This is a genomic window from Planococcus salinarum, assembly GCF_007004625.1.
Classification (GTDB): domain Bacteria; phylum Bacillota; class Bacilli; order Bacillales_A; family Planococcaceae; genus Planococcus; species Planococcus salinarum.
In genome coordinates this window covers 1-24,391 of the sequence record NZ_VIFV01000035.1, presented here as the reverse complement: position 1 = coordinate 24,391, position 24,391 = coordinate 1, and the positions used below count along the sequence as shown (strand labels likewise).

21 protein-coding genes are annotated in these 24,391 nt (G+C 45.6%); 8 read left to right on the top strand and 13 right to left on the bottom strand.

Features of this window, described 5'->3' with window-relative positions:
- Positions 1-479 precede the first annotated feature (479 nt).
- The 8 genes from mnhG to DIJ65_RS14655 all read right to left on the bottom strand — a co-directional run bounded on the left by mnhG (position 480) and on the right by DIJ65_RS14655 (position 7,763).
- Positions 480-863, bottom strand: coding sequence for a monovalent cation/H(+) antiporter subunit G (gene mnhG, locus DIJ65_RS14690; RefSeq protein WP_117303437.1), 384 nt, complete (start codon positions 861-863; stop codon positions 480-482).
- Positions 850-1,131: a Na(+)/H(+) antiporter subunit F1 gene (locus DIJ65_RS14685; protein WP_117303439.1), complete on the bottom strand. Its 282-nt coding sequence runs from the start codon at positions 1,129-1,131 to the stop codon at positions 850-852. The genes mnhG and DIJ65_RS14685 overlap by 14 nt, the downstream gene beginning before the upstream one ends.
- Positions 1,128-1,607: a Na+/H+ antiporter subunit E gene (locus DIJ65_RS14680; RefSeq protein WP_117303441.1), complete on the bottom strand. Its 480-nt coding sequence runs from the start codon at positions 1,605-1,607 to the stop codon at positions 1,128-1,130. Before DIJ65_RS14680 ends, DIJ65_RS14685 begins: the two co-directional genes overlap by 4 nt.
- Positions 1,608-1,612: 5 nt before the next feature.
- Positions 1,613-3,094, bottom strand: a complete 1,482-nt coding sequence (locus DIJ65_RS14675) for a Na+/H+ antiporter subunit D (RefSeq protein WP_117303443.1) — start codon at positions 3,092-3,094, stop codon at positions 1,613-1,615.
- Positions 3,087-3,434, bottom strand: coding sequence for a Na(+)/H(+) antiporter subunit C (locus DIJ65_RS14670; RefSeq protein ID WP_071152466.1), 348 nt, complete (start codon positions 3,432-3,434; stop codon positions 3,087-3,089). Before DIJ65_RS14670 ends, DIJ65_RS14675 begins: the two co-directional genes overlap by 8 nt.
- Positions 3,434-3,856, bottom strand: a complete 423-nt coding sequence (locus tag DIJ65_RS14665; protein ID WP_117303445.1) for a Na(+)/H(+) antiporter subunit B — start codon at positions 3,854-3,856, stop codon at positions 3,434-3,436. The genes DIJ65_RS14670 and DIJ65_RS14665 overlap by 1 nt, the downstream gene beginning before the upstream one ends.
- Entirely contained in the window at positions 3,843-6,257 is a 2,415-nt protein-coding gene (locus DIJ65_RS14660) for a Na+/H+ antiporter subunit A (protein ID WP_117303447.1), read from the bottom strand. Before DIJ65_RS14660 ends, DIJ65_RS14665 begins: the two co-directional genes overlap by 14 nt.
- 273 nt (positions 6,258-6,530) lie before the next feature.
- Positions 6,531-7,763, bottom strand: a complete 1,233-nt coding sequence (locus tag DIJ65_RS14655; RefSeq protein WP_117303449.1) for an MFS transporter — start codon at positions 7,761-7,763, stop codon at positions 6,531-6,533.
- Positions 7,764-7,983: 220 nt separating this feature from the next.
- On the opposite strand from DIJ65_RS14655, the gene DIJ65_RS14650 reads away from it, so the two are divergent.
- Positions 7,984-8,685: a peptidylprolyl isomerase gene (locus tag DIJ65_RS14650; protein WP_117303476.1), complete on the top strand. Its 702-nt coding sequence runs from the start codon at positions 7,984-7,986 to the stop codon at positions 8,683-8,685.
- An 81-nt stretch (positions 8,686-8,766) separates the two neighbouring features.
- On the opposite strand, the gene DIJ65_RS14645 is transcribed toward DIJ65_RS14650, so the two are convergent.
- From DIJ65_RS14645 to DIJ65_RS14635, 3 genes are all read right to left on the bottom strand, one after another.
- A complete protein-coding gene (locus DIJ65_RS14645) occupies positions 8,767-9,936 on the bottom strand; it encodes a MalY/PatB family protein (protein ID WP_117303451.1) in 1,170 nt (389 codons plus the stop codon).
- A gap of 246 nt (positions 9,937-10,182) precedes the next feature.
- Positions 10,183-10,401, bottom strand: coding sequence for a helix-turn-helix domain-containing protein (locus DIJ65_RS14640; protein WP_117303454.1), 219 nt, complete (start codon positions 10,399-10,401; stop codon positions 10,183-10,185).
- A gap of 98 nt (positions 10,402-10,499) precedes the next feature.
- Positions 10,500-11,834 carry a sodium-dependent transporter gene (locus DIJ65_RS14635; RefSeq protein ID WP_117303456.1) on the bottom strand — a complete coding sequence of 445 codons (1,335 nt, stop codon included), beginning with the start codon at positions 11,832-11,834 and terminating at the stop codon, positions 10,500-10,502.
- Between the two features lie 151 nt (positions 11,835-11,985).
- On the opposite strand from DIJ65_RS14635, the gene DIJ65_RS14630 reads away from it, so the two are divergent.
- Positions 11,986-14,607 carry an RNA polymerase sigma factor gene (locus DIJ65_RS14630; RefSeq protein WP_117303458.1) on the top strand — a complete coding sequence of 874 codons (2,622 nt, stop codon included), beginning with the start codon at positions 11,986-11,988 and terminating at the stop codon, positions 14,605-14,607.
- An 87-nt stretch (positions 14,608-14,694) separates the two neighbouring features.
- Positions 14,695-15,069, top strand: a complete 375-nt coding sequence (gene yugI, locus DIJ65_RS14625; protein WP_117303460.1) for a S1 domain-containing post-transcriptional regulator GSP13 — start codon at positions 14,695-14,697, stop codon at positions 15,067-15,069.
- A 281-nt stretch (positions 15,070-15,350) separates the two neighbouring features.
- Here yugI and DIJ65_RS14620 read toward each other — a convergent pair whose 3' ends face one another.
- Positions 15,351-16,667, bottom strand: a complete 1,317-nt coding sequence (locus tag DIJ65_RS14620; RefSeq protein ID WP_117303462.1) for a sigma 54-interacting transcriptional regulator — start codon at positions 16,665-16,667, stop codon at positions 15,351-15,353.
- Positions 16,668-16,808: 141 nt separating this feature from the next.
- Between DIJ65_RS14620 and pruA the strand changes: the two genes are divergently transcribed.
- The 4 genes from pruA (at position 16,809) to DIJ65_RS14600 (ending at position 22,226) form a co-directional block, all read left to right on the top strand.
- A complete protein-coding gene (gene pruA, locus DIJ65_RS14615; RefSeq protein WP_117303464.1) occupies positions 16,809-18,353 on the top strand; it encodes an L-glutamate gamma-semialdehyde dehydrogenase in 1,545 nt (514 codons plus the stop codon).
- 75 nt (positions 18,354-18,428) lie between these two features.
- Complete coding sequence (locus DIJ65_RS14610) at positions 18,429-19,622, top strand: ornithine--oxo-acid transaminase (protein ID WP_117303466.1); 1,194 nt, start codon at positions 18,429-18,431, stop codon at positions 19,620-19,622.
- Positions 19,623-19,704: 82 nt separating this feature from the next.
- Positions 19,705-20,949, top strand: a complete 1,245-nt coding sequence (locus tag DIJ65_RS14605; protein WP_117303468.1) for a Glu/Leu/Phe/Val family dehydrogenase — start codon at positions 19,705-19,707, stop codon at positions 20,947-20,949.
- Between the two features lie 113 nt (positions 20,950-21,062).
- The gene (locus DIJ65_RS14600) at positions 21,063-22,226 is read left to right on the top strand and encodes an iron-containing alcohol dehydrogenase (RefSeq protein WP_117303470.1); all 1,164 of its coding nucleotides are present in this window, start codon (positions 21,063-21,065) and stop codon (positions 22,224-22,226) included.
- Between the two features lie 35 nt (positions 22,227-22,261).
- On the opposite strand, the gene DIJ65_RS14595 is transcribed toward DIJ65_RS14600, so the two are convergent.
- Positions 22,262-22,999, bottom strand: a complete 738-nt coding sequence (locus DIJ65_RS14595) for an MgtC/SapB family protein (RefSeq protein WP_117303472.1) — start codon at positions 22,997-22,999, stop codon at positions 22,262-22,264.
- Between the two features lie 112 nt (positions 23,000-23,111).
- Here DIJ65_RS14595 and DIJ65_RS14590 point away from each other — a divergent pair, with 112 nt between their 5' ends.
- Positions 23,112-24,014 (top strand): DMT family transporter, encoded by a 903-nt coding sequence (locus DIJ65_RS14590; protein ID WP_117303474.1) that lies wholly within the window; start codon positions 23,112-23,114, stop codon positions 24,012-24,014.
- The last annotated feature ends 377 nt before the right edge of the window (positions 24,015-24,391 follow it).

The window sequence follows — 24,391 nt, the reverse complement described above, 5'->3', positions numbered from 1 at the left end:
ATCGCTGCGCTAGCTTCGTCGCAAAGCGCTGGCCGAACTACCTTCGGCCATCACTTGGCTCGCGCTGAGCTAACTCGGGCTCGTTGCACTTCGCCCGAGTGGATCTCAGCACTTCGCTTGGACCCCTGGGCGTCTTCGCTGTTTTGCTCTATATCTCAGAATGTCTTCTAAAAAAGGATTGCTTTTTTAGGTCGTTTTAAGAAAGAGACACTTCAATTCTAAACAGCACCAGAATGAAGCGTCAGGCGGTGAAGGGCAAAGATGTGCTCCTACATCGCTGCGCTGCTTCGTCGCAAAGACTTGTCCTCGCAAGCTTCGGCCAATGTCTTTCCTGCGGGAACCAGAGCGAGTCCTGAGACCCCGCAGGCAGCGAAGCGGACGAGGAGGCTCAGGCCGCTCCCCGCGGAAAGCATCCGCCTAAAGCGTAATGATTAGAGAAGATGACCTAGTTAGTACTCCATATAAAAAAACCTGCAGACTTAATCGTCTGCAGGTTTTTTGGATAGTGCAAATCTTTTTTTCTTCCGTTGAACGGCAGGCCCCAAATCATCACGTACGGTCTGTTCTGAAACTTTGATGCCCGAAATATAAGCGGCGCGACCAATCAGATGGCCGCCTACAGGTGCAGTTATGAACAGAAAGGCGATGGCGATGATCATTTGGGTGTTGAATATGCCTTCAACAATCCAGAAATGGATGAAGGTACCGGTCAGGATCGCCAATACCCCCAGTGTGGAACTCTTGGAAGCCGCATGAGTACGCGTATAGACGTCCGGCAGCCGAACAAGCCCGAGAGCCGTAACGACACTGAAAAGGACGCCCACGCTGATTGAAACGATAATGAGGATGTTAGCGATTGTCATCACGATCGAAAATCTCTCCTCTCTCGATGAATTTAGCGAAAGCCGCAGTGCCGATAAAGGACAGGATACTCAGCAACAGAATGATTTCCAGGAAAAATTCCGTTTCGATGATCAGTGAAAGCAGCGCTACAATGGAAACCAGACTGATTCCGATGGCATCCAAGGCGACAACACGGTCCGCGACTGTTGGTCCTTTCACCAATCGGAAGAGAAGACCGGCAAAAGCGATGCTTATGATCGCCAGGGCAACCCAATAAAATGTCATCATGGCCGGCTCACCTCCAGTATTGCCCGCTCGAATGTATTCTTAATGGACGAAACAGCTTTATCGACATCCTCGAAATCGAGGGCATGGATGTAAAGCCTTTTTTGGTCATCGGAAATACCAACTACCAGAGTTCCGGGTGTCAACGTGATCAAGGCCGAAAGCAGCGTCACTTCCCAATCCTCCTGCAATTCTGTTTCCATCTCAAAAATTGCAGGTTTTATATTCATGTTTGGGCGAAGAACAATACTCAACACCTGTACGCTTGATAGTATCAATTCCTTCAGAAAAAGTACGAACAAGGAAATAACAGCCCAGACTCGCGTCAAATACAATCTTCCGGTAAAAAATCGGCGCATGAGAATGATGATTCCCAAACCGATTAGAAACCCGATGGCGAATCCGGCAGGAGTAAAGGAAACCGTCATGAACATCCAGATGAATGCCAGAAAAAAGTTCAACAGGATTTGTGTAGACATATCATCTACTCCTTAAATACCGCTTCTATATAGAGCGATGGATTCAGCAGCACTTCAGCCGCACCAGAAACGAATGGCATGAAGAGTTCCGCGCCGACTCCGAAGAATACTGTTATGGCAACCAGTATCATCGAAGGAATCAGCATAGCTTGATAAGCTGATTTTTTCAGAGGTTTAGTTTCAACAGGTTCACCCCAGAAAGCATAGATGAAGATCCGCATTGCACTTAACAGCACAATTAGGCTTGTTGCAAGAATTACAATACTGCCCCAGAATTGCGGACCTTCAAATCCTCCTTGCACAATCAGCAGTTTTCCGGGAAACCCACTGAGCGGCGGAATACCTGCAAGGCCGAATGCTGCAATCAGATAAGTCCAGCCCAGTACAGGGTAGGTCTTTATCAAACCGCCCATTTGCCGAAGGTTGGAAGTGCCGAATATGACCGCCACAATGCCAACCAGGAAAAACAATGCCGCTTTAATCATCATGTCATGCACAAGGTAAAGAATCGCCCCCTGCACGCCGGCCTCATTCATTTGGGAAACACCAAACAGGATAACGCCGACAGCTATGATGATATTGTAGATGATAATTTTTTTGACATCAAAATAGGCGAGTGCCCCGACACAGCCTGCCAAAATGGTAAGGATGGCAATAATGGCCAGTAATTCATGGGTAAAACCGGTATTCATCGTAAAGAACAGCGTGTATGTACGCATGATCGCATAAACACCGACCTTTGTCAGGAGTGCACCGAATAATGCGAGAACTGGCATCGGCGGTGCATGATAAGAAGCCGGCAGCCAGAAATATAATGGAAATATGGCTGCTTTAAAGCCAAATACCACCAGAAACAGCACAGCGATGACGGTTAAAATGCCCGTGTTTTCAATTTGTGGAATTTTTACAGCCAGGTCCGCCATATTCAAAGTTCCGGTCACTGAGTAAAGAAATGCAACAGCAACAACAAATAATGCGGATGAAATGATATTGACCAGTAAATACTTGATTGATTCACGAAGCTGCTGCTTCTCGCCGCCATGAACGATCAGAGCATATGAAGCCATCAGCAGGACTTCGACAAAAACGAAAAGGTTGAATATGTCTCCAGTCGTGAAGGCTCCATTCACACCGGCCATCAAGAACAGTACGGCCGAATAATAGAATGACTGTTCACGCCTGATGCCGATTGTGGGGAAGCTGTACAGGACAACAAACAACACAATCAAAGACGAGGTTGCAACCAGCAGGGCGGAGAAGAGGTCGGAAACCATCGAAATGCCGAAAGGTGCCGGCCAGCTTCCAAGTGTTACCACCTGAATCCCATCACCGTAAACTTTTGCCAGCAGGAATGCTGCAGCCAACAGGGTGGCAGCTGCACCAATCAGGGCAATCAAACGCTGCATTTTAATTTTTTTGGGGAACAGCATCAGGATCGTAGCGAAAATCAAAGGAATCATGATCGGGAACAATAATAAATTACTCATGGTCTTCAGTTCCTTTCATTAATTCCATATTGTCAGTTCCGAGCTCCTGATAAGCGCGGTAGGCAACAACCAGAAAAAAAGATGTAACAGCAAAAGAAATGACGATCGCTGTTAATATCAAAGCTTGCGGCAGAGGGTCTGCATAATCGGACACAGAGACTCCCTCCGCTACAACCGGTGGGGACTCTCCGCCAAGGCCACCCATAGTCAAGAGAAGCAGGTGGGCGCCATGGCTGAGGAGGCCGGTACCAATGATGATTCGGATTAAACTTTTTGAAAGTATTAAGTAAACAGCTGCCATAAATAGAAAACCGATGACAACTGACATGATAATTTCCATTATTCATCCTCTCCAATCGTTTGAATAATGGTCATCGTAACGCCAACAACAACCAGATAGACTCCCACATCGAAAAGCAAAGCAGAATGCAGGGAAGTTTTGCCGAACAGCGGCAAATCAAAATAATCATAGGCATGTGTGAAGAATGGGACATCAAACAGTACGGATGCCGAAGCTGTAGAAATGGCTACAAGCAGGCCGACCGATGTCATGACGACATAATTGATCGGCACAATCTTTTTGACCGTTCTGATGCCAAAAGCAAGCATCAACAACACAATGGCACTTGCTGTCAGCAAGCCGCCCACAAAGCCGCCGCCCGGCGTGTAATGCCCGGCGAAAAAGATATGGACAGCAAACATCAGAATGAGGAAGGTTACGACTTTCGTAACGGTTTGCAGCATAACATCATTTGTTCTCATGCTGACCCTCCTTTTTCGTAAGCCTTAGCTTAATCAAGGTGATGATGCCGATGCCGGCGATGCCGAGAACGGCGATTTCAAACAAGGTATCAAACCCACGGTAATCGACGAGGATTACGTTGACGATATTGCCCCCGGCCGCTTCCGTGTAGACCGTTTCCTTATAGAACTCTGAAATGGATGGCAGCGCTTTGCCGGCATGGGCCGTGAGCGCGACAAGTGTCATCGTTACGCCGACACCAATCGCAATAACCGCATTGCCCAGTCGGAAGCGCATGCGTTCTTCTTTTCTGCTGATCTGCGGCAAATGATAGAAGGCCAGCAGGAACAATGCCACAGAAATTGTCTCGATGACCAGTTGCGTTAAAGCAAGGTCTGGCGCACGGAAAATGACGAAGAACAACGCCACTGAATATCCAACTGCACCGAGAGCAATAATGGCTGTCAGACGGGATTTTGAAAACAGAATTGTCAAAGTGGAACCGAGCAATGCAATCATAATGACGATTTCATACAATCCGACAGGCGCAAGATTGTTCATATCGATTGCAAATGCTTCATTTAAAACAAAAGTACCCAATACGATAATGATGAGGAAACTGAACATATACACCAGATACGACCGGATAAAGCCGGTCATATAAAGTCTTGAGAAGCGGTTTGCACCGATATCGCTCAGGAACATCATATGATCGTACAATCGGTTCAGTGTCAGTGTATCAGGATACAGGTCATAACTCTTCTGCCATTTGGCGAGCGTCCAGAACATCAGGAAGCCGACAGCAAAAATGCCGAGGGTCATGAACAGCTCTGTATTGAAACCATGCCAATAAGCAACATGCACATCGACTTCCTGCGGCGAACCATACATGAACGGCTGGACCGCTGCTACCGCTGGCTTAACGAGCCAGTCTCCCACAATGTTCGGAATGATGAAAATGACCAATACCAGGATTGCCAGGAAAGCGGGAGAAAGAAGCATGCCGATCGGCGCTTCGTGCGCTGGCTTCGGCAATTCCTCCGGCTTGTGCTTGCCGGCAAATGTGCGGAACACGAAATAGAAACTGTAGATGAATGTAAAGACGGAGCCGATCCAGGCAATGACCGGCAATAGGATGCCCCATGTTTCAAACTGGAACATATCGAATTCCGTCATCGTCAACATTGCCGTCAAGAACATTTCTTTGCTCAGGAATCCGCCGAAGGGCGGCAGACCGGCCATCGAGAATGAACCGATCATGGCGATGGTAAAACTGATCGGCATCAGGCTCATCAAGCCGCCAAGTTTCCGGATGTCGCGTGTTCCGGCTTCGTGGTCGATGATGCCTGCCACCATGAACAGACTCCCTTTAAAAACTGCATGGTTGATCAAATGGAAGATTGCCGCAAATCCGGCGTATTTGAAATAGGTGTCAGCAGCATTTTCGACATGGAACCCAGCTGCAGAAGCACCGAGAAGGGACATGATCAATCCGAGCTGCGATACCGTCGAGAATGCGAGAATTCCTTTCAGATCTGTTTGTTTCAAAGCCCAGAAAGAGGCCCAGAACATCGTAAACAATCCGACGCCGGTAACGAGCCATACCCATGTGCCGGACGCGGCGAAAATAGGTGTGAACCGCGCAACCAGGTACAGCCCGGCCTTGACCATCGTCGCAGAGTGCAGGTAAGCGCTGACCGGAGTCGGAGCTTCCATTGCATCCGGCAACCAGATATAAAACGGAAATTGTGCGGATTTCGTAAAGGCACCGAGCAGAATCAGCACGAGCGCCCACACAAAGAAGTCATGATTCACAAGTTCCGGTGCCTGTGCAATCAGTTCACGGATTGAATACGTATTGCCCATGATACTCAGCAACACGAAGCCCCCGAGCATCATCAATCCGCCGAACACGGTAATAATCATTGATTTTAACGCGCCGAATCTGGACCGGTCGCGCGTATACCAATAGCCGATCAGCAGGAAGGATGATATGGAGGTCAGCTCCCAAAACAGATAAAGCGATATCAGGTGGTCAGACTGAACAACCCCGAGCATCGCTGTCATGAACATCAGGAGATAAACATAGAAGTTATGTAATTGTTCACGGTACTTATCCAGATAAAATATGGAATAGAGCACGACTAAGGCTCCAATACCGGTTATAAGCATTGAGAACAGGAGACTCAATCCGTCGATATATGCGATGAAAGCAATATCAAGCGAAGGAATCCATTGCAATTGGGACATCCGACTGCCGCCTTCTGCGATTGTTGGCAGCAATGTGGAATAATAGATGAACAATACTGTTGGTACGAGCAAAACGAACCAACCCGTATGGATCTGTCCGACTTTCTTGAATAGCAGCGGTATAAACAGGGCTGCGAGTATGGGCAGAAAAATCAAAAATACGAGTGACAAAAGAATCCTCCTTTCGAGCATAAACATGATGAGTAACTAAAAAAATTATAACTTAATTTCCGGGGCTTTGCATTGTTGGACGTTTATTTGAAAGCAAACAGGAGCATTTTCAGCCGGTTATAAAGATAGGAAGAAACTCACTCAAAAAAATTTAACTTTCTTGCCTGGCCGGACCTGAAAACAATGAAAAAAGCGGATTCCCAAAAAGAATCCACCTGGCTTTTTGCATAAGAACAGAAAGTCGAAAATACAGTCCGGTTTGTTCCGGGCAGATCACATCGATTTCATTTCCTGCTCCAGCAATACGTCTTCGAAATCCTGATCGGGTTTCGCCAATGTATATTTTAAGAACACGAACGCCAAAACGAACAATACGCCTGTAACGATGAAGACAGAAGAAATTCCGATAAAGCCACTGATGATACCGCCAAAAACCGGCCCGACAATATTGCCGAGGAACCGGAAGCTGGTGTTGTAGCCCATGATTTCTCCTTGAATTTCAACCGGCGCTTCCCGGCGCATCAAGGCTGTAGTCGTAGGAATCATCCCGCCGACCGCAATGCCGAAAAGCAAACGGAGCAGGATCAATTGCCATAAATCTGTTACGAAAGCCTGCGGCACGATGAACAGGAATGACAGCAACAGCAGAAAGCCCAGAACTTTTTCATAGCCGATCGAATCTCCAAGCCGCCCCCACCGTCGGGCAAACAGCAGATTGCCGACTCCGGCAGCGCTGAATGTCACACCGGCAAGAAACGCAACCTGCGAACTGTCGACCGTCAATTCTGCAACATAGAGAGACAATAACGGCTGAATACTGAAATTCCCCACTTGAATGAGGCTGGTGATGATCATGACGTTAATCAGCAGACGGTGATGAACAATTCCCTGGATAATCGTTTTGCGCGCATAAACATGTGCGTCTTTGTTGAAAACCTTTTTTGTTTCCTTAATACCAAGAGCTACCAGCGAGGCTGCGATTCCGATGACGATGGCGGTAATAATGAATGTATAGTCAAAGCCAAAAGCATCAGCCATCAGCCCACCGATTACCGGACCGAATAAAGTTCCCGCAACACTGCCCATCTGCAGTGTACCCAAAGTTTTACCGGCGGTTTCTTTGGGAGTCTGTGCACTGACAAAGGCCAGTGAAGTCGGGATGAATCCTGTTACAACGCCCATGAACAGCCGCAGAATGAACAGTTCATGAACCGAATCGGCTGTTCCCATCAGGTAAATGCTGATGGCGATGCCGAAACCGTTGATGATCAATATCGGCTTGTAGCCATAGCGGTCTGCGATGCGCCCCCAAATCGGAGACATGAATAAAGCCGCAACAAACGTGACCCCAAAGACGAGGCCTGCCCAGCGCTGGACATATTCATCGGAAAAGTCGCCGAGAGATTCGATATACAGTGATAAAAAGGGCATAATCATTGTGGTGCTGCCTGCTACGAGAAAATTTGTGAACATAATGATTATGAAATTTCGTTTTTGCACATCCATCACAAGTACCTTCTTTCTGAACCGTGCATCTGTATCCATTATATATTATTTCGTTACTCGAAAAAAGGAAGAAAAATTACCGGTGTTTTCCGAAATTTTTATACATTAAATTAGGCGGAAACAATCGACTGCATTAGCCATACGTCCAAAGCGCCGAAGCGGCATATTTATGTTGATTCTTCCATTCAACTTATATAGAATGGAGCGGGGTGAATGCGAAATGAAAAAACTATTGATGCCGATTTTGTTGGCAACGGCCTTACTCGCCGCCTGTGGTTCACAGGAAACAGAACAAGAGACAACGCAAGATGAAACGGGCAGTGCAACCGAAACTGCAACGAATTTTCCACAATTGACTGATGAAGTCGCAGAAGATGAGGCCTTGGTGGATATGAACACCTCGATGGGCACCATCACGATAAAACTATTCCCTGAGCTGGCACCGAAGACAGTCGAGAACTTTCTGACTCATGCAAAAGACGGCTATTACGATGGCGTCATTTTCCACCGGGTCATCAAAGATTTTATGATCCAGGGGGGAGACCCTGAAGGAACCGGCCGCGGGGGAGAAAGCATTTACGGAGAAGGTTTTGAAGATGAATTTTCTGACCGGCTTTATAATTTCCGTGGTGCATTGTCCATGGCGAATGCAGGCCCGAAAACGAACGGCAGCCAATTCTTTATCGTCCAGCTGCCTGAATTGCCGGAAGAAGGCCTTCCACCGGCTGAATATCCGGAAAAAGTCAAAGAGGAATATGCAGCCAACGGGGGCACACCTTGGCTTGATGGCAAGCACACCGTCTTTGGCCAAGTGATTGAAGGAATGGACCTCATCGATGCCATTGCTGAAGTTGAAGTAGGCGCGGGAGACCGTCCTGTTGACGACGTAATAATTGAATCGATCGACATTATCCAAGAGTGAAAAAGACACAGGCTGGACAATAAAAAAGGGAAGATCCATTGCGGATCTTCCCTTTTTTGCTTTTGATGTACAAAATTCAATTCATCCAAGCGCTTTGATAATCCGTTCAACGCCGTCTTCAAGCATTGAGCGTGGACACGCCACATTCAGGCGGAGGAATCCTGTTCCGGGTTCTCCGTATTTCGAACCGGGTTCCAGTGCAACCTTGCCGTCATGAAGAAGCTTCTTCATGATCTCCGACTCTTCCAATCCAAGATCGCGGCAGTCCAGCCACATCAGATAAGTGGCTTCAGGCTTGGCTATCTTGATTGATGGAATGGAGGCGCCAAGTTTTTCAATGACATAGTCCATGTTGGAAGAGAGAACTTCCAGTAACTCATCAAGCCAGGCTTCGCCTTCTTCGTATGCCGCCTGTAAAGCGACAGGAGCAAATGCGTTCATCATGCCGGTGCCATTGGCGGCTGCATGATTTTCCAGCCGCAGCCTTTTTTTCGGATCGGTGACAATCAGCATCGATGCCTGGATGCCGGCCAGATTGAATGTCTTGGTTGGTGCGATGCAAGTGAAAATGCGGTGCGCCTGATCACCTGCGAGCTTGGCAAGTGGAATATGCTGATGCGCTTTTAACACCAGATCGGAATGAATTTCATCTGAAATGATCAGCACGTCATGTTTTTCGGCAAGCCGCAGAATTTCGTTCATTTCATCTTCTTTCCAAACTTTGCCTCCCGGGTTGTGCGGGTGGCAGAAGATGAAGAAAGTGGCCGTCTTAAACTTCTCTTCCAAATCTTCATAATCGAGTGTATATTCTCCGTTCGTTTCTTTCATCTCACTGTACAGGACTTTTCTTCCCTGGTTTTGTGGAATTGAAAAGAAGGGGGGGTAAACAGGCGGTGTTACCACGACCGAGTCTCCAGGATTGGTGAAAACCTGCAGAATGGCCGCCATTGCCGGGATTACCCCGCTCTGGAACATGATTTCTTCTTCTTCAACCTGCCAGTCATTGCGTTTGGATTGCCAGTGGGCTATCGCTCTTTTACAGCCATCATCGATATACGTATAACCGAGAATCGGATGTTCAAGCCGCTTTTTCAACGCATCAATGACGGGAGGAGGAGCAGGAAAATCCATATCTGCTACCCAAAGAGGCAATATTTCTGATGCGTCTTCGATTTCGTAGATCATTTCCATCAAGTCCCATTTGATTGAGCGGGTTTTTCTCCGTTCATACACTTCTTCGAATAAATTCAACCGAATCTCCTCATTTCTTTTTGGTTTCAATGATAGTATAGCTGTTTGAATAAGTGAATGTTAAGTGAAGAACTTATGTGAATCACTGAATGCATCTGGTGAGCATTGATAACTTTAAAGCAAGTTTCCCATCAGCGGCGACAATTGCGTTTCTGAGCTGCTGTAAATTGTGTTCTGATTTGCATATGTCCGACATACCAATAAAAAAGAGTTTCCGGCGATTTTCAACCGGAAACTCTTTTTTCTTTACTGTCCTACAGGTTCCACGCCATCCAGCAGATTGGAAGCAGGGACTTCCAGTGCGTTTGAAAGCTTCATGATTGTCTGTACAGAAGGAATTTCTTCCCCTGTTTCGTATGAGTGGAGGCGCGTCGCTCCGACTCTTGTTTTTAAGGCAAGGTCGTCGAGTGACAAATTACGCTCTTCACGCAAAAACTTCAGTTGGGTGTGCAAATCTTTACGCATATTCATACCCCCCTTTTAAATGGTCCTATCTTCTAATTAAAGAATACCATATTAACTCTATTATGTTATACGAAAATATGTCAGATTTTGAACAGTTTTCAGAAGATATCAATAATTCCCTGAACAAACACAATAATGATGGCAATCGGGGCAACATATCGTAAAAGCACCCGCCAAATATCAACCAAAACTTTCTGCTCGTACATTTCAGCATGAGCATCTTTCTTGGTCAACACATAACCCGCAAACAGTGAGATGAACAAAGCGCCTAGAGGCAATCCTATTTTACTGGTTAAAATATCGACAAAGTCAAAAAATGTATAGCCGAAGAAAATGGTGTCAGAGAAGATTCCGAATGACAACGCGCTTGGAATTCCTACGATGAAAATCGCAAGGCCAGCAAGCCAGGAGATTTTCCCGCGTCTGTCGTATTTGTCCTTCACAGCAATCGACACCGAAATTTCCAGCATAGAAATGGAAGAAGTCAAAGTTGCGAAAAGCAAAAGAACGAAAAACAGGATGATCAGGTATTGTCCCATGAATAGTTCATTGAAAATAGCCGGCAGGATGATGAATACTAAGCCAGGCCCCTGGTCAGGCAGATAATCCAAAGCGAAAACCGCAGGGAAAATGATGAGACCCGCCATTATTGAGATAATAATATTCAAACTTACTACGCTGACGGCGGAACGGCCAAGGTTTTCCGTTTTTGGCAAGTAGGAAGCATATGTGATCATTCCGGCTACCCCTACACTCAATGAGAAGAATGCCTGCCCAAGAGCGGTAAGAGCCGTCTCGAAGGTAAAGAAAGACCAATCCGGCACGAACATAAACCTGATCCCTTCCATGGCACCGTCAAGTGTCAAAGAGCGGATCATTAATATGACAAAGAAAATCAGCAACGCCGGCATCATGATTTTGCTGGCGCGTTCAATCCCGGATTTGATGCCCCCGTGTACGATCCATACAGTCAAAAGCATAAAGGCTGCCTGAGCAACTAATACTTCAACGGGGTTCGCTATGATGCCGGTGAACAGATCGGCAAAACCGGTGTCGTTATAATCCGATAGCTGGAAGAAAATCGCGCGTGCGAGGTATGATAGGATCCACCCGCCGACCACGCTGTAAAAAGACAAGATCAGGAATGAAAAGATGAAGCCTGACCAGCCAATCAGAAACCACGGTTTACCGGGTGCCTGTTTCTTTAGGCCAGTGACGGCATCTGCCTGTCCGCGTCGTCCGATGACGAATTCTGCAAGCAAAATCGGCAACCCGATGAAGATGGTGCTGATGATGAATAATAGTATAAAAACACTGCCTCCGTTAGCGCCTGTTTCATATGGGAATTTCCAGATTGCCCCCAATCCGATTGCGCTCCCGGCTGCTGCCAGGATGAATCCGAGTTTCGATGTCCATTGTTCACGTTTCTCCATTTTCCTCACTCCTATATCAATTAGATTTTCTCATTCTACACGAGCCAACTCTAAAAAAATAGATAAATTTGAAACTTCATTGAATTAGCAACGTATAATAAACATATAAAGGAAGAGGTTGAATATTTCAATTTTAAAAGGGGCCCTTGAAATGCAATCAGATGATTTATTGGAAAAAGCGAAAGATGGTGACAGGCAGGCTTTTGTTGCTTGGTTTCAGCCTTATCGGGACATGATTTCCAGGCTTGCCTACCAGGCTGGCATACCCAAAGATAAAGTGGACAGTTTTCAATTAGAAGTGATGAAAGAAATCAGCAATTTACTCCAAACAGTGGATGGTCAGAATACGGAGAACCGCATCATGCAGGGTGCGGTTCGGGTTCTGAAAAAAGAACAGACGGAAGAGCCGGTCAATCAAATCGACGATTCGATAAAGTTTGCAGAAGACCTGGAAACACATAAAGCAATCCAAAAACTGCCTTTTTCGGACAGGATCGTTTTCCTGTTGCTCTTTTTTCACCGCAAAGATTCCGCGGAAACCGGCTCTATTTTGGACCAACCTGCCGACGCGGTTGAAGTTATGGCAGATAGAGCGATTGCCGAGATTCGCCGACAGCTTGCCTCCACATCTGAGGCAGACATGCAAAAGCGGTTGGATCTGTTGGCAAAATCTTATAACCGAATCCAGTTTCCGGAGGAGAAAGATCATTTAATAGAAGAAATCATTGCAGCGGACGAACCGGCCCATGAAACAGTACAGACTGAAAAAACCTCGGTCAACCGAAAAACTTTCGCGATTCTTGCCGGTGCCAGTTTATTCCTGTCAGCGGTGATCGGCGCTTCATTCCTGTTCAACGAGCAACCGGCCGACAACCGGCAGAGCGCAACAGAAGAAGAAAATCCGTCATCGGTCAGCAATGAGATGGTCGACAATTGGGAAGCGGAGTACGAAGAAATCCGTGCCTCCGCTCCGGAACGCCTCGGACTTCCCGTTGACACGTTCGAACAGCTTGAATTTGTCCGAAAAGCGGACGCTCTCAAAGAGCGGACCTTCAGTCGGCAAAATGTTAAACAATTGCGCGACGACCCTGAACGCATGCAGGAACAGGTCGACAAGTTGATGTTGAGCATCGACACGCCGAAAGGCATGTTGGATTCTGTTGAGGATAATACTTTATTGACTTCGGAAGTGAGCGACTTTCTGGTGATTTACACTGAAAAAACGAATCAATTGATGGTGATTGCGGATGGATTGCTCGAGGAATACGATGAGGAATTGGCAATCGCTGAAGTGAACGGCGTGTTGTCCCCTGAAAAATTGACTTACAACCGGACAACTTATCCGGAAGCCATTGAAAACCTGACGGACTCCTTAAGGGAATATACACTTCAATATACGGTGCACCCCAACGAAAATCGCTTCCGGACGGTACGGGATCTCAACAAATTTTATGAAATTCATCCGTTTAATGCAGATCAGTTATCATTTAGTTATTTAGACATTCTCCAAAATACGCCGTTTTCCGATGAATCAGGGTTGCTGTGGCCGATTGAGCAGCTTCCGTATTCAGTCATCATGATGGCGACATTTATGAATGACCCACTGGCGGACCCGATTCTGCAGGGGAAAGTCGAGCCTCAACTGATGCAAGTCTTTTTCACTTTACTGAAAGGGGACCAGTCCATTGAGATCTTTAATGATGAGGGGATTGTGAAAGAGGAAATTCAAATTGCCTGGGGCAGCCTGTTGCAGCATAACAGTAATCCGGTTACATATATAATGCTGCCGATCCTGGAGGAATTTGAAGCGAGTGGCTGGACAGAGTCCGCGCATTACGACGAACTGGCTCCTCCCGATATTCTCTATGCCATCGATATGGAGAACAACGGGGAACTGGCTGAAAAAATGCCGAATTCAGATGTAACCGTTGAGACTGAAACACTGCAGCTGGAAGATTATGATTACAGCGACATTCAAATGCTTTATGAAGAGTTTTCAGCAAATCATAACCTCGAGGTCCTGTCGGGTGTCGCACCGATGGAAATCGTCAAGCTCTACCATTACGCCAATAAAATCGAAGACATTGAAACGATGTGGCACCTGACGGCTGATGATGAACTCAAGCCGTCGCTCGAGGAATACACAAGCAATTGGAAAAAACGGCCGGAAATAACCGAGAAATTGCGCCACATCGAAATTTATGGGGAAAACATGCAACGGATGGGCAGAAAACTTCGGATCATGGCTTTCGGCCAGAATGTGGAAATCGAAAGCGATTATCGAATGATGCAGCACATGACGCTTGTCACTGAAAAGGATCAAATCTGGCTGATGCAGCACCAGCTGGATGAATACTATACCAGAGATGAAAACTTCGACGACTACGACTCAAATGTGCAACGCTATTACAACGAGATAGCATCATCTGCAGAATTAGAAGCGATGGACAGGGCTACACCGGCAGAAATAGCGGGGGTCTTCCTGCTGGCTCTGGAAAAAGAAGATCTGAAAACGATGCGATTGCTGGTCTATGAAACGGATGAGTCCATCAGCGATGAGGAATTTCAAGAGCGGTGGATCGGCGGACATCTGACGGTTTATTCTAAAATGACCGCTATATCCTTTAATGTCGATGCATTCAACATGGATATTCATGGCATCCGCGGCAATGTTGATATCATCGTGAAGTCCGATTCAATGGAAGACAGCCGTTATTTGCCCATGGAAAAAGCGGAAGGATTTTGGATGATCGGAGACATGTTCAATTATTGATTTACGAAGCTCGTTAATCTGTGCTATAATATACAGATGCCAATAGGTGTACAGGATAATCCAGATAAGACTAGGAGCGGGTAGAACATGACAAAGACATATCAAACAGGTGACACAGTATCAGGTAAAGTAACAGGAATCCAGCCGTACGGAGCTTTCGTGGCATTGGATGATCAGACTCAAGGCTTGGTCCACATCTCAGAAATCACTCACGGATACGTAAAAGAAGTAAGTGAATATCTGGAAGTAGGACAAGAAGTAGACGTAAAAGTTTTGGAAGTTGATGAGAAATCTAAAAAAATCAGCCTTTCAATCCGTGCATTGCAGGAGCAGCCACCGGCAGCTCAGCGCACTGAGAAACCAAAACAGTCTCTTCAGTCGCATGTTAACGAAAATGATTCTGAAGGATTCAACTCGTTGAAAGACAAAATGCAAGAGTGGATCAAACGTTCTGGACAGTAAGTAAGAAAAGCGAAAGCGCCCGCTAAGCTCTGAAAGGCATAAGACGGAATAGCGAAGCGGCATCTTTTCAGCCGCGTAGCTAGATCGGCTTATGACCCGAAGAGCTGGGCCGCTGGAGTCTGGACAAAGAAAAGCGAAAGCGCCCGTTAAGCTCTGAAAGGCATAAGACGGAATAGCGAAGCGGCATCTTTTCAGCCGCGTAGCTAGATCGGCTTATGACCCGAAGAGCTGGGCCGCTGGAGTCTGGACAATAAGGAACAAATAAAAAATGAAGGGCAGACTCAGGTCTGTCCTTCATTTTTTTTTATTTTCCGCAAACGGTACTGCAGGTTCTGCCGGCTCATGCCAAGAGCGGCAGCCGCTTTTGTCACATTGTCGTTGTGCAGGTCCATCGCTTTTTGCAGGTAATACATTTCGGCTTCAAACAGATACTCTTCCAACGGAAGCAGTTCTTTGTTTGAATGGACGATAAAATCTTCCGGCTTTAATGAACCGGTTTTTTTGGTTTTTAACTTGAAATGATAAGGCAGCAGATCGAAGCCGACAATCTCTTCTGTTGTCAGCAGGGAAGTAATTTCGTCGAGCAGCAATTCAAGCTCCTTTAAATTCCCTGGCCAATCATAGGAAAGCAGCAAGCTCTCCACCTGATCATCGACGTTTCGTACCATCGAACCGAACTTCATCCGGTGCCGGGAGAAATAATCCAGAACAAAAGGAATGATATCTTCTTTTCTTCTGCGCAGCGGTTGGATGGGAATCGCCATTGCCGAAAAGAAGTAATAAAGATCCTTCAACAGCTTTTGCCCCGAAATCAATTCAACAGGATCTTCACCGACGCTGGCGATGAAATAAGTGTCACTGCCGGAATGTTCCTTGACCATGTCCAGAAGCTTTGATTGCATAGACAATGTCAGCATATCGATTCTTTCGCAATAAACGGTTCCACCTCTTCGTTTTTTCATCTCCTCAGACATCTGTTCAACCGATTCTACCGTGGTTCCGTGAGAAAATAGAATCGCCATTTCTTGAGAACCATTTGCATGTGCACGGTGAATGGCTTCTGCAACCAACTCTTTCCCTGTGCCGGATTCACCGACCAGTAAAACCGGAAGTTGGGCAGATGCGGCTTTTTCAGCTGTTGCAATCACTTTTTTCATACTGGCCGAAACAGCAGTTATGCTTTTAAAGGTGATAGGTTCTTCGTATTTCTTCAAAGGCTGGTAGACAACCTTTTCCAAAGTGGTGACATCCCGTGCCAATTCAATGGCACCGAGTAATTCTCCGTTCTCAATAACGGGGTAGGTATCATTAATGGTTGTGATTTCCTGTCCTTTTCGGTTCCAATAAGTCTGTTTGGAATTCAAAACGGCTGAACCGCTCTGCAGAACTTTCAGCAAAGTACTTTCTTCCTGATCGAACCGGAACATCTCCAACAACGAACGATCTGCTAATTCCTCAAAATCGAAGCCTTCAATATCTTTCATCTTTTTATTGTATAAAATCGTTTTCCCTTTTGTGTCAACAGCATGTAAGCCTACAGCCACGTGCTCTGAAGCGAATTTATAGAAGGGAGATAGATCCAGTTTCAATTGCTTCAAATTAGCCACCTCAAATTTTTTTTAATATTTCAAATGAAAACAGTTGATTTATGCAGAGATCTTTTGCATTATTATAAGTGGAAACGCTTTATAAGTGCAAATTTTTTTTGCACTCAAACCATATTCAAGGAGGATTTATCTATGATTCCCTACAAACACGAACCATTCACAGATTTCTCGATCGACAAGAACCGCAACGATTACTTGGAAGGTATGAAAACTGTCGAAGCTTATCTGGGCCAGGACTATCCATTGATCATCGGTGGAGAACGTGTGACGACGGAAGATAAAATCGTTTCATTCAACCCGGCAAATAGAGAAGAGATCATTGGGCGCGTTTCAAAATCAAACAAAGAATTGGCAGAAAAGGCGATGCAAAGCGCTGATGAAGCCTTTAAAACTTGGAAAAAAGTAAAACCTGAAGTGCGCGCTGACGTATTGTTCCGGGCTGCTGCCATCATTCGCCGCCGCAAACATGAATTCTCTGCACTGTTAACAAAAGAAGCAGGGAAGCCATGGAACGAAGCGGATGCAGATACTGCAGAAGCGATCGATTTCCTTGAATACTACGGCCGCCAGATGCTGCGCCTTAAAGATGGCATGCATGTTGAAAGCCGTCCAGGCGAGGACAACCGCTACTCTTATATTCCTCTAGGAGTGGGAGTGGTCATTTCACCTTGGAACTTCGCATTTGCCATTATGGCGGGTACGACTGCTGCGGCGATGGTTGCAGGAAATACGGTTCTATTGAAACCGGCTTCCGCGACTCCGGTTGTAGCGTATAAATTCATCGAAGTTCTGGAAGAAGCGGGCATGCCAAAAGGCGTCGTCAACTATATTCCGGGACCGGGTTCTGAAGTGGGCGACTATCTTGTAGACCACCCGAACACACGCTTCATCTCATTCACTGGTTCAAAAGAAGTCGGCCTTCGCATCGCGGATCGCTCTTCAAAAGTGAACGAAGGACAAATCTGGATGAAACGCTTGATTGCAGAAATGGGCGGCAAAAACACAATGGTCGTTGATTCAAACGGGGATCTTGAACTTGCAGCACAAGCAATTGTGAAATCGGCATTCGGCTTCAGCGGTCAGAAATGTTCCGCAGGATCCCGTGCAGTAATCGTAGAAGATGCATACGATCAAGTCCTTGAACGCGTCATCGAATTGACGAAAGAATTGACAATCGGCGATCCGGTTGACCAAAACAATTATATGGGTCCTGTCATCGACAGAAATTCCTATAAAAAAATCATGGATTACATCGAAATCGGCAAAGGCGAAGGCCGCCTGGTTGCCGGTGGAGACGGAGATGATTCAAAAGGTTTCTTCGTAAACCCGACAGTCTTCGCTGATCTTGATCCAAAAGCGCGCATCATGCAGGAAGAAATCTTCGGACCGGTTGTCGGCCTGATGAAAGCAAAAGATTTCAAAGAAGCGATCGCTATTGCCAACAACACAGAATATGGTTTGACTGGTGCTGTTGTAACAAACAACCGCGAACACCTTGAATATGCACGTGAAGAATTCCACGTCGGTAATCTTTACTTTAACCGTGGATGCACAGGTGCAATTGTCGGTTACCAATCATTCGGAGGATTTAATATGTCCGGAACAGACTCTAAAGCGGGCGGACCGGATTATATCCCTCTTCACATGCAGGCAAAAACAACTTCTGAAATGTTTTAATCAACTTCTGGAAATTCAAATATTATTTAAGGAGGCAGACTGCAAGTCTGCCTTTTTCAAAAGGAGGAACTTTGAATGACAAAGACACAGGACATCATCAAACAAACAGAAAAATACGGTGCACCCAACTATCATCCGCTGCCAATCGTGATCGCGGAAGCTGAAGGTGTATGGGTAAAAGATCCGGAAGGCAATAAATTCATGGATATGCTGTCGGCGTATTCAGCCGTCAACCAAGGGCATAGACACCCGAAAATCATCCAGGCTCTTAAAGACCAGGCTGATCGTGTAACGCTTACTTCCCGAGCATTCCATAATGATATGCTTGCTCCCTGGTATGAATTGATCTGTAAAGTCTCTGGAAAAGAAATGGCTTTACCGATGAACACAGGTGCAGAAGCAGTGGAAACAGCTGTCAAAGCTGCTCGCCGCTGGGCATATGATGTAAAAGGTGTTGAAGAGAACAAAGCCGAAATCATCGCCTGTGAAGGGAACTTCCACGGCCGTACGATGACAGCAGTCTCATTATCGTCCGACCCGGATTACCGTAAAGGCTTTGGCCCGATGCTGCCCGGCATCAATATCGTTCCTTATGGCGATTTGGAAGCTTTGAAAAATGCCATCACTCCGAATACAGCTGCATTCCTGATCGAGCCGATTCAGGGAGAAGCCGGAATCATCATCCCACCACCAGGCTTCATGAAAGCTGCAAGAGAGCTTTGCCGCGAACACAATGTATTATTCATTGCTGATGAAATTCAGGCTGGTCTTGGCCGGACAGGCAAAATGTTCGCTTGTGAATGGGAAGATGTAGAGCCGGATATGTATATTCTTGGCAAAGCACTTGGTGGGGGAGTGTTCCCGATTTCATGTGTAGTAGCTGACGATGAAATTCTGGGCGTCTTCAATCCAGGGTCGCACGGTTCAACATTTGGAGGAAACCCTCTGGCATGTGCAGTATCGATCGCTTCTATTGAAGTTTTACAGGACGAAAAGCTGGCAGAACGTTCCCGGGAACTGGGCGAATACTTCATGGGCCAGTTAAAGGAAATTTCACATCCTTCCATTAAAGAAGTTCGCGGACGCGGTTTGTTCATCGGAATGGAATTGAACGAAGCTGCACGACCTTATTGTGAAGAACTGAAAGAGCTCGGCTTATTATGCAAAGAAACTCATGATACAGTAATCCGTTTTGCTCCACCGCTGATCATCAGCAAGGAAGAATTGGACTGGGCTCTGGAGCGGATTCGCAAGGTGTTCACAAAATAAGATGTATCTGGCAAAGCATTGTCTGATTGTGTTACACTGAATGCGGAGTAATTACTAAAATACAAAGAGGCGAACTTAAAAAATGGCTGAAAACTTGAACTTGTTGACGTCAACACAGAACGTTATTAAAATTGCATTGGAAAAGCTAGGATACGATGAGTCGATGTACGAACTTCTGAAAGAACCTATGCGAATTCTGGAAGTACGCATTCCTGTTCGTATGGACGATGGATCAACAAAAGTATTCACCGGATTTCGTGCACAGCATAACGATGCCGTAGGTCCTACCAAGGGCGGAGTGCGTTTCCATCCGGATGTCAACCGCGATGAAGTCATTGCCCTTTCGATGTGGATGACTTTGAAATGCGGAATTGTCGATCTTCCTTATGGTGGCGGGAAAGGCGGAATCATTTGTGATCCGCGTGAAATGTCCATGCGCGAAATCGAAATGTTGAGCCGCGGTTATGTCCGCGCCATCAGTCAGATAGTTGGACCGAACAAAGATATTCCAGCTCCGGACGTCTTTACAAATTCTCAAATCATGGCCTGGATGTTCGATGAATACAGTAAAATTGATGAATTCAATTCACCGGGTTTCATTACAGGGAAACCGATTGTCCTCGGTGGTTCACAAGGGCGGGATAAAGCCACTGCCCAGGGCGTTACAATTGTCATCAACGAAGCGGCAAAAAAACGCGGCCTCGAAATGCAAGGAGTCCGTGTAGTGATTCAAGGGTTCGGTAATGCGGGGAGTTTCCTTGCGAAATTCCTGCATGATGCGGGAGCTAAAGTAGTTGGAATTTCCGATGCGCACGGAGCTTTACACGATCCGAACGGTTTGGATATCGATTACCTTCTTGATCGCCGTGACAGTTTCGGAATGGTGACGAATTTGTTCGACAATACAATCACAAATAAAGAACTATTTGAAATTGATTGCGATATTCTTGTGCCTGCTGCGATTTCGAATCAGATCACTGCAGAAAATGCCAATGATATCAAAGCTTCAATTGTAGTTGAAGCAGCCAATGGTCCAACAACCGCAGAAGCTACGAAAATGCTGACGGACCGGGGAGTACTGTTGGTGCCGGATGTTCTTGCCAGTTCCGGTGGGGTTACTGTTTCCTACTTTGAATGGGTACAGAACAATCAGGGCTATTATTGGACCCAGGAAGAAGTGGACGAAAGACTCAACAAGAAGTTAGTTGATGCTTTCGAAAACATTTACAATGTCGCTATAACACGTAACATTGATATGCGTCTCGCTGCGTATATGGTTGGTGCCCGCAGAACAGCGGAAGCCGCCCGTTTCCGCGGTTGGGTATAAATCATTTGAAAAAATCGTCTGGATTTCATGTCCAGGCGGTTTTTTAATTCAAATTTTTGCATTTAAAAAAAAGAAGCTACATAATATATTGGGAAGAGGAGGCTGAACAATAAATGAATAAATTCACTTTTTACAATCCGGTTAAACTGATTTTCGGGAAAGGCCAATTAGAGGCTATCAAAACAGAACTTCCTAAATATGGTAAAAAAGTACTTGTCGTGTATGGTGGGGGAAGCATCAAAAAGAATGGTTTGTACGATGAGGTAATGGAAACTCTGTCATCTGCAGGCATGGAAGTTTTTGAACTTGCAGGAGTAGAACCCAACCCACGCTTATCAACAGCGAAAAAAGGGATTGAAATCTGTAAAAATGAAAACATTGATGTGCTTTTGGCTGTCGGTGGCGGTTCGGTCATCGATTGCACAAAACTTATAGCGTCAGGTGCTAAATACGACGGCGATGCATGGGATTTCGTTTCCCGCAAAGCACAGCCAAAAGAGGCTTTGCCATTCGGCACGGTATTGACATTGGCAGCTACCGGTTCTGAAATGAATGCCGGTTCGGTCATCACTAATGAAGAAACGCAAGAAAAATATGGTTGGGGAAGCCCGTTTTCGTTTCCGAAGTTCTCGGTTCTGGATCCTACATATACAATGACGGTGCCAGAAGACCAGACTGTATATGGAATCGTCGATATGATGTCGCATATGTTCGAGCAATACTTCCACAATGCCGACAATACACCGGTGCAAGACCAGATGATCGAAGGGGTATTGCGGGCAGTTATCGAAACAGGTCCGAAATTGATGGAAGACCTCCAAAGCTATGAACACAGAGAAACGATTCTTTTCGCAGGCACCATGGGATTAAACAACTTCCTGCAGATGGGATACAACGGCGACTGGGCCACTCACAACATCGAGCACGCCGTTTCAGCTGTCTACGATATTCCACATGCGGGCGGCTTGGCAATCCTATTCCCGCATTGGATGCGCCACAATATTAAAGTGAATCCTGCAAGATTTGCCCAATTGGCTGTCCGTGTATTCGCAGTTGAAGGTGAAGGGAAATCGGATGAAGAGGTTGCGCTTGAAGGAATCGAACGTCTGTCAGCTTTTTGGACATCTTTGGGAGCGCCAACGCGACTCGAAGATTATAAGATTGATGATTCCAATTTCGATTCCATTGTAGAAAAAACATTAGTTTACGGAGAGTTCGGGAATTTCAATAAATTGAATGATAAGGATGTTCGTGAAATTCTTCAGGCATCTATATAAAAAAACTGCTTGAGCCGGCTGGCTCAAGCAGTTTTTTAGTTTGTAATATCAATATCCACTTGCTCTACATTTTCAATGGAGTAAATGTCCTGATACAAGTCCAATGTATCCTTTTCCTGAAGAAAGGAAACCCTGATCTGAAGTTCATGATAACCTGATCCACTGCTCTTTGTACTATCTGGATGGGTAATTGAGATACTGTCAACAACAAGTCCCGACTTTTTCAGTTCTTCAATAACGGTCTTGATGTATTTCCTTTCCGCTATAAATATTTTTAAATGGGCTTCAGTCAAACGTAGGCGGGATGGCCCGATTTTATTTAGGAGAGGCGGCAATAATTCTATTGCCATCAATACAATCAGAACAGCAAAGAAAGCTTCGAGATAAAATCCTGCGGCTACTGCAATACCGATTCCACCTGCTCCCCAGATCATGGCTGCAGTGGTCAATCCGGATATGGAATCATTGCCTCTTTTCAGAATTACGCCGGCTCCAAGGAAACCGATGCCGGAAACAATCTGGGCTGCCAACCGCAGCGGATCCATTGTAATATTGACATTTTCGTATTCACTCCCCTGGGCAATGTATGCGGACTCGATTGAAATGATAGTCAGCAGACAACTGAAAGTAGAAATAACGGCACTTGTTTTTAGGCCAACTGGTTTCCGCTTTAACTCACGTTCCAGGCCGATCACCAAGCTGAGGCTTGCAGCAATCAAAAGCTTAAGAAATGTTTCTAAAGATGAAATTTGTAAAGCGCTGAAAAATTCCAACAACAAAACCCCCGATCATTTTTCTGGTTGCTTCTATATGTAAGGAATGGCAAACTAAACGGTAATGATTAATCCAAAAATTGAAATCCATTAAAATAGTTGAGGTGCCACAATGGAAAAGCCATCTATCCATCCATTCATACCAATTATCATAGGAGTCATATCCGTCGCGATGTCTGCAATCTTCGTAAAAATGACTACAGCAGATTCAGGCGTAACAGCCTTTTATCGAATGCTGTTTTCCATACTGATCATGAGCCCGTTATTCTTTTTAAAATATACCCATGAATTAAAAAAACTAAGCAAACGAGATTGGCTCTTTACATCCATCGCCGGATTTTTTTTAGCCTTTCATTTTATTCTGTGGTTTGAATCCCTGAATTACACTTCTGTTGCAAGTTCGACCGTATTGGTTACCTTGCAGCCATTGTTTGCTTTTGCCGGAACTTACTTTTTCTTTAAAGAGCGATTGTCAGCAAAAACGATCGTGTCCGCACTGATAGCAATTGGTGGGAGCGTTCTGATTGCATACGGCGATTTCAAAATCAGCGGTGCAGCATTATTTGGAGACATTCTTGCCTTGATTGCATGTGCCCTGATAACGGCCTATCTATTATTCGGACAGGATGTTCGGAAACGTTTATCACTCATGACTTATACATTTGTAGTTTATGGTGTAAGTGCAATAACATTATTCTTCTATATAATTATTAAGGGAGAATCTTTTGGTCCATATCCGGCTCAGGAATGGATGTGGTTTTTGCTTTTGGCATTGATTCCGAATTTATTCGGTCATACATTATTCAACTGGGCTTTAAAGTGGGTGAGCACCAATGTGATTTCAATCGCAATTTTATTTGAACCTGTCGGTGCAGCTATTCTAGCGTATATAATATTGGGAGAATTGTTGAGCGCCACTCAGATTATTGGGGGAACGATAGTGCTGACTGGTATTCTATTCTTCTTAATTGACTATACAAAAATTAAAAGAGTCTTTTTTAAAGTTTTCACTTGATTTTTTCCTGCTGGCGGTTTATATTAATACATGTCCTTAAAACAACGCGATAAAATATTTTAAAATAGTATTGACTTCCTGGTGTGGATAGGGTATATTAATAAAGTCGCCAAAGAGCGCGGCGTTATAATTTGAACCTTGAAAACTGAACAGCAAAACGTCAACGAAAGACGTCACGAGCGCCTTGGCGCGAGAACGGCTTTTGCGAGGATCGCCTTCGGGCGATCGGAGCACCGCCTTCGAACTACTCGGGTTCGTGACTTAACTTACTGATCAGCATTCGTGCAGATCAAAAGCGAATCGCTTGTCTTCGGACGGCGATGCGCCAGCAGTATTGAGCAATCAACACTACTCTATAATGGAGAGTTTGATCCTGG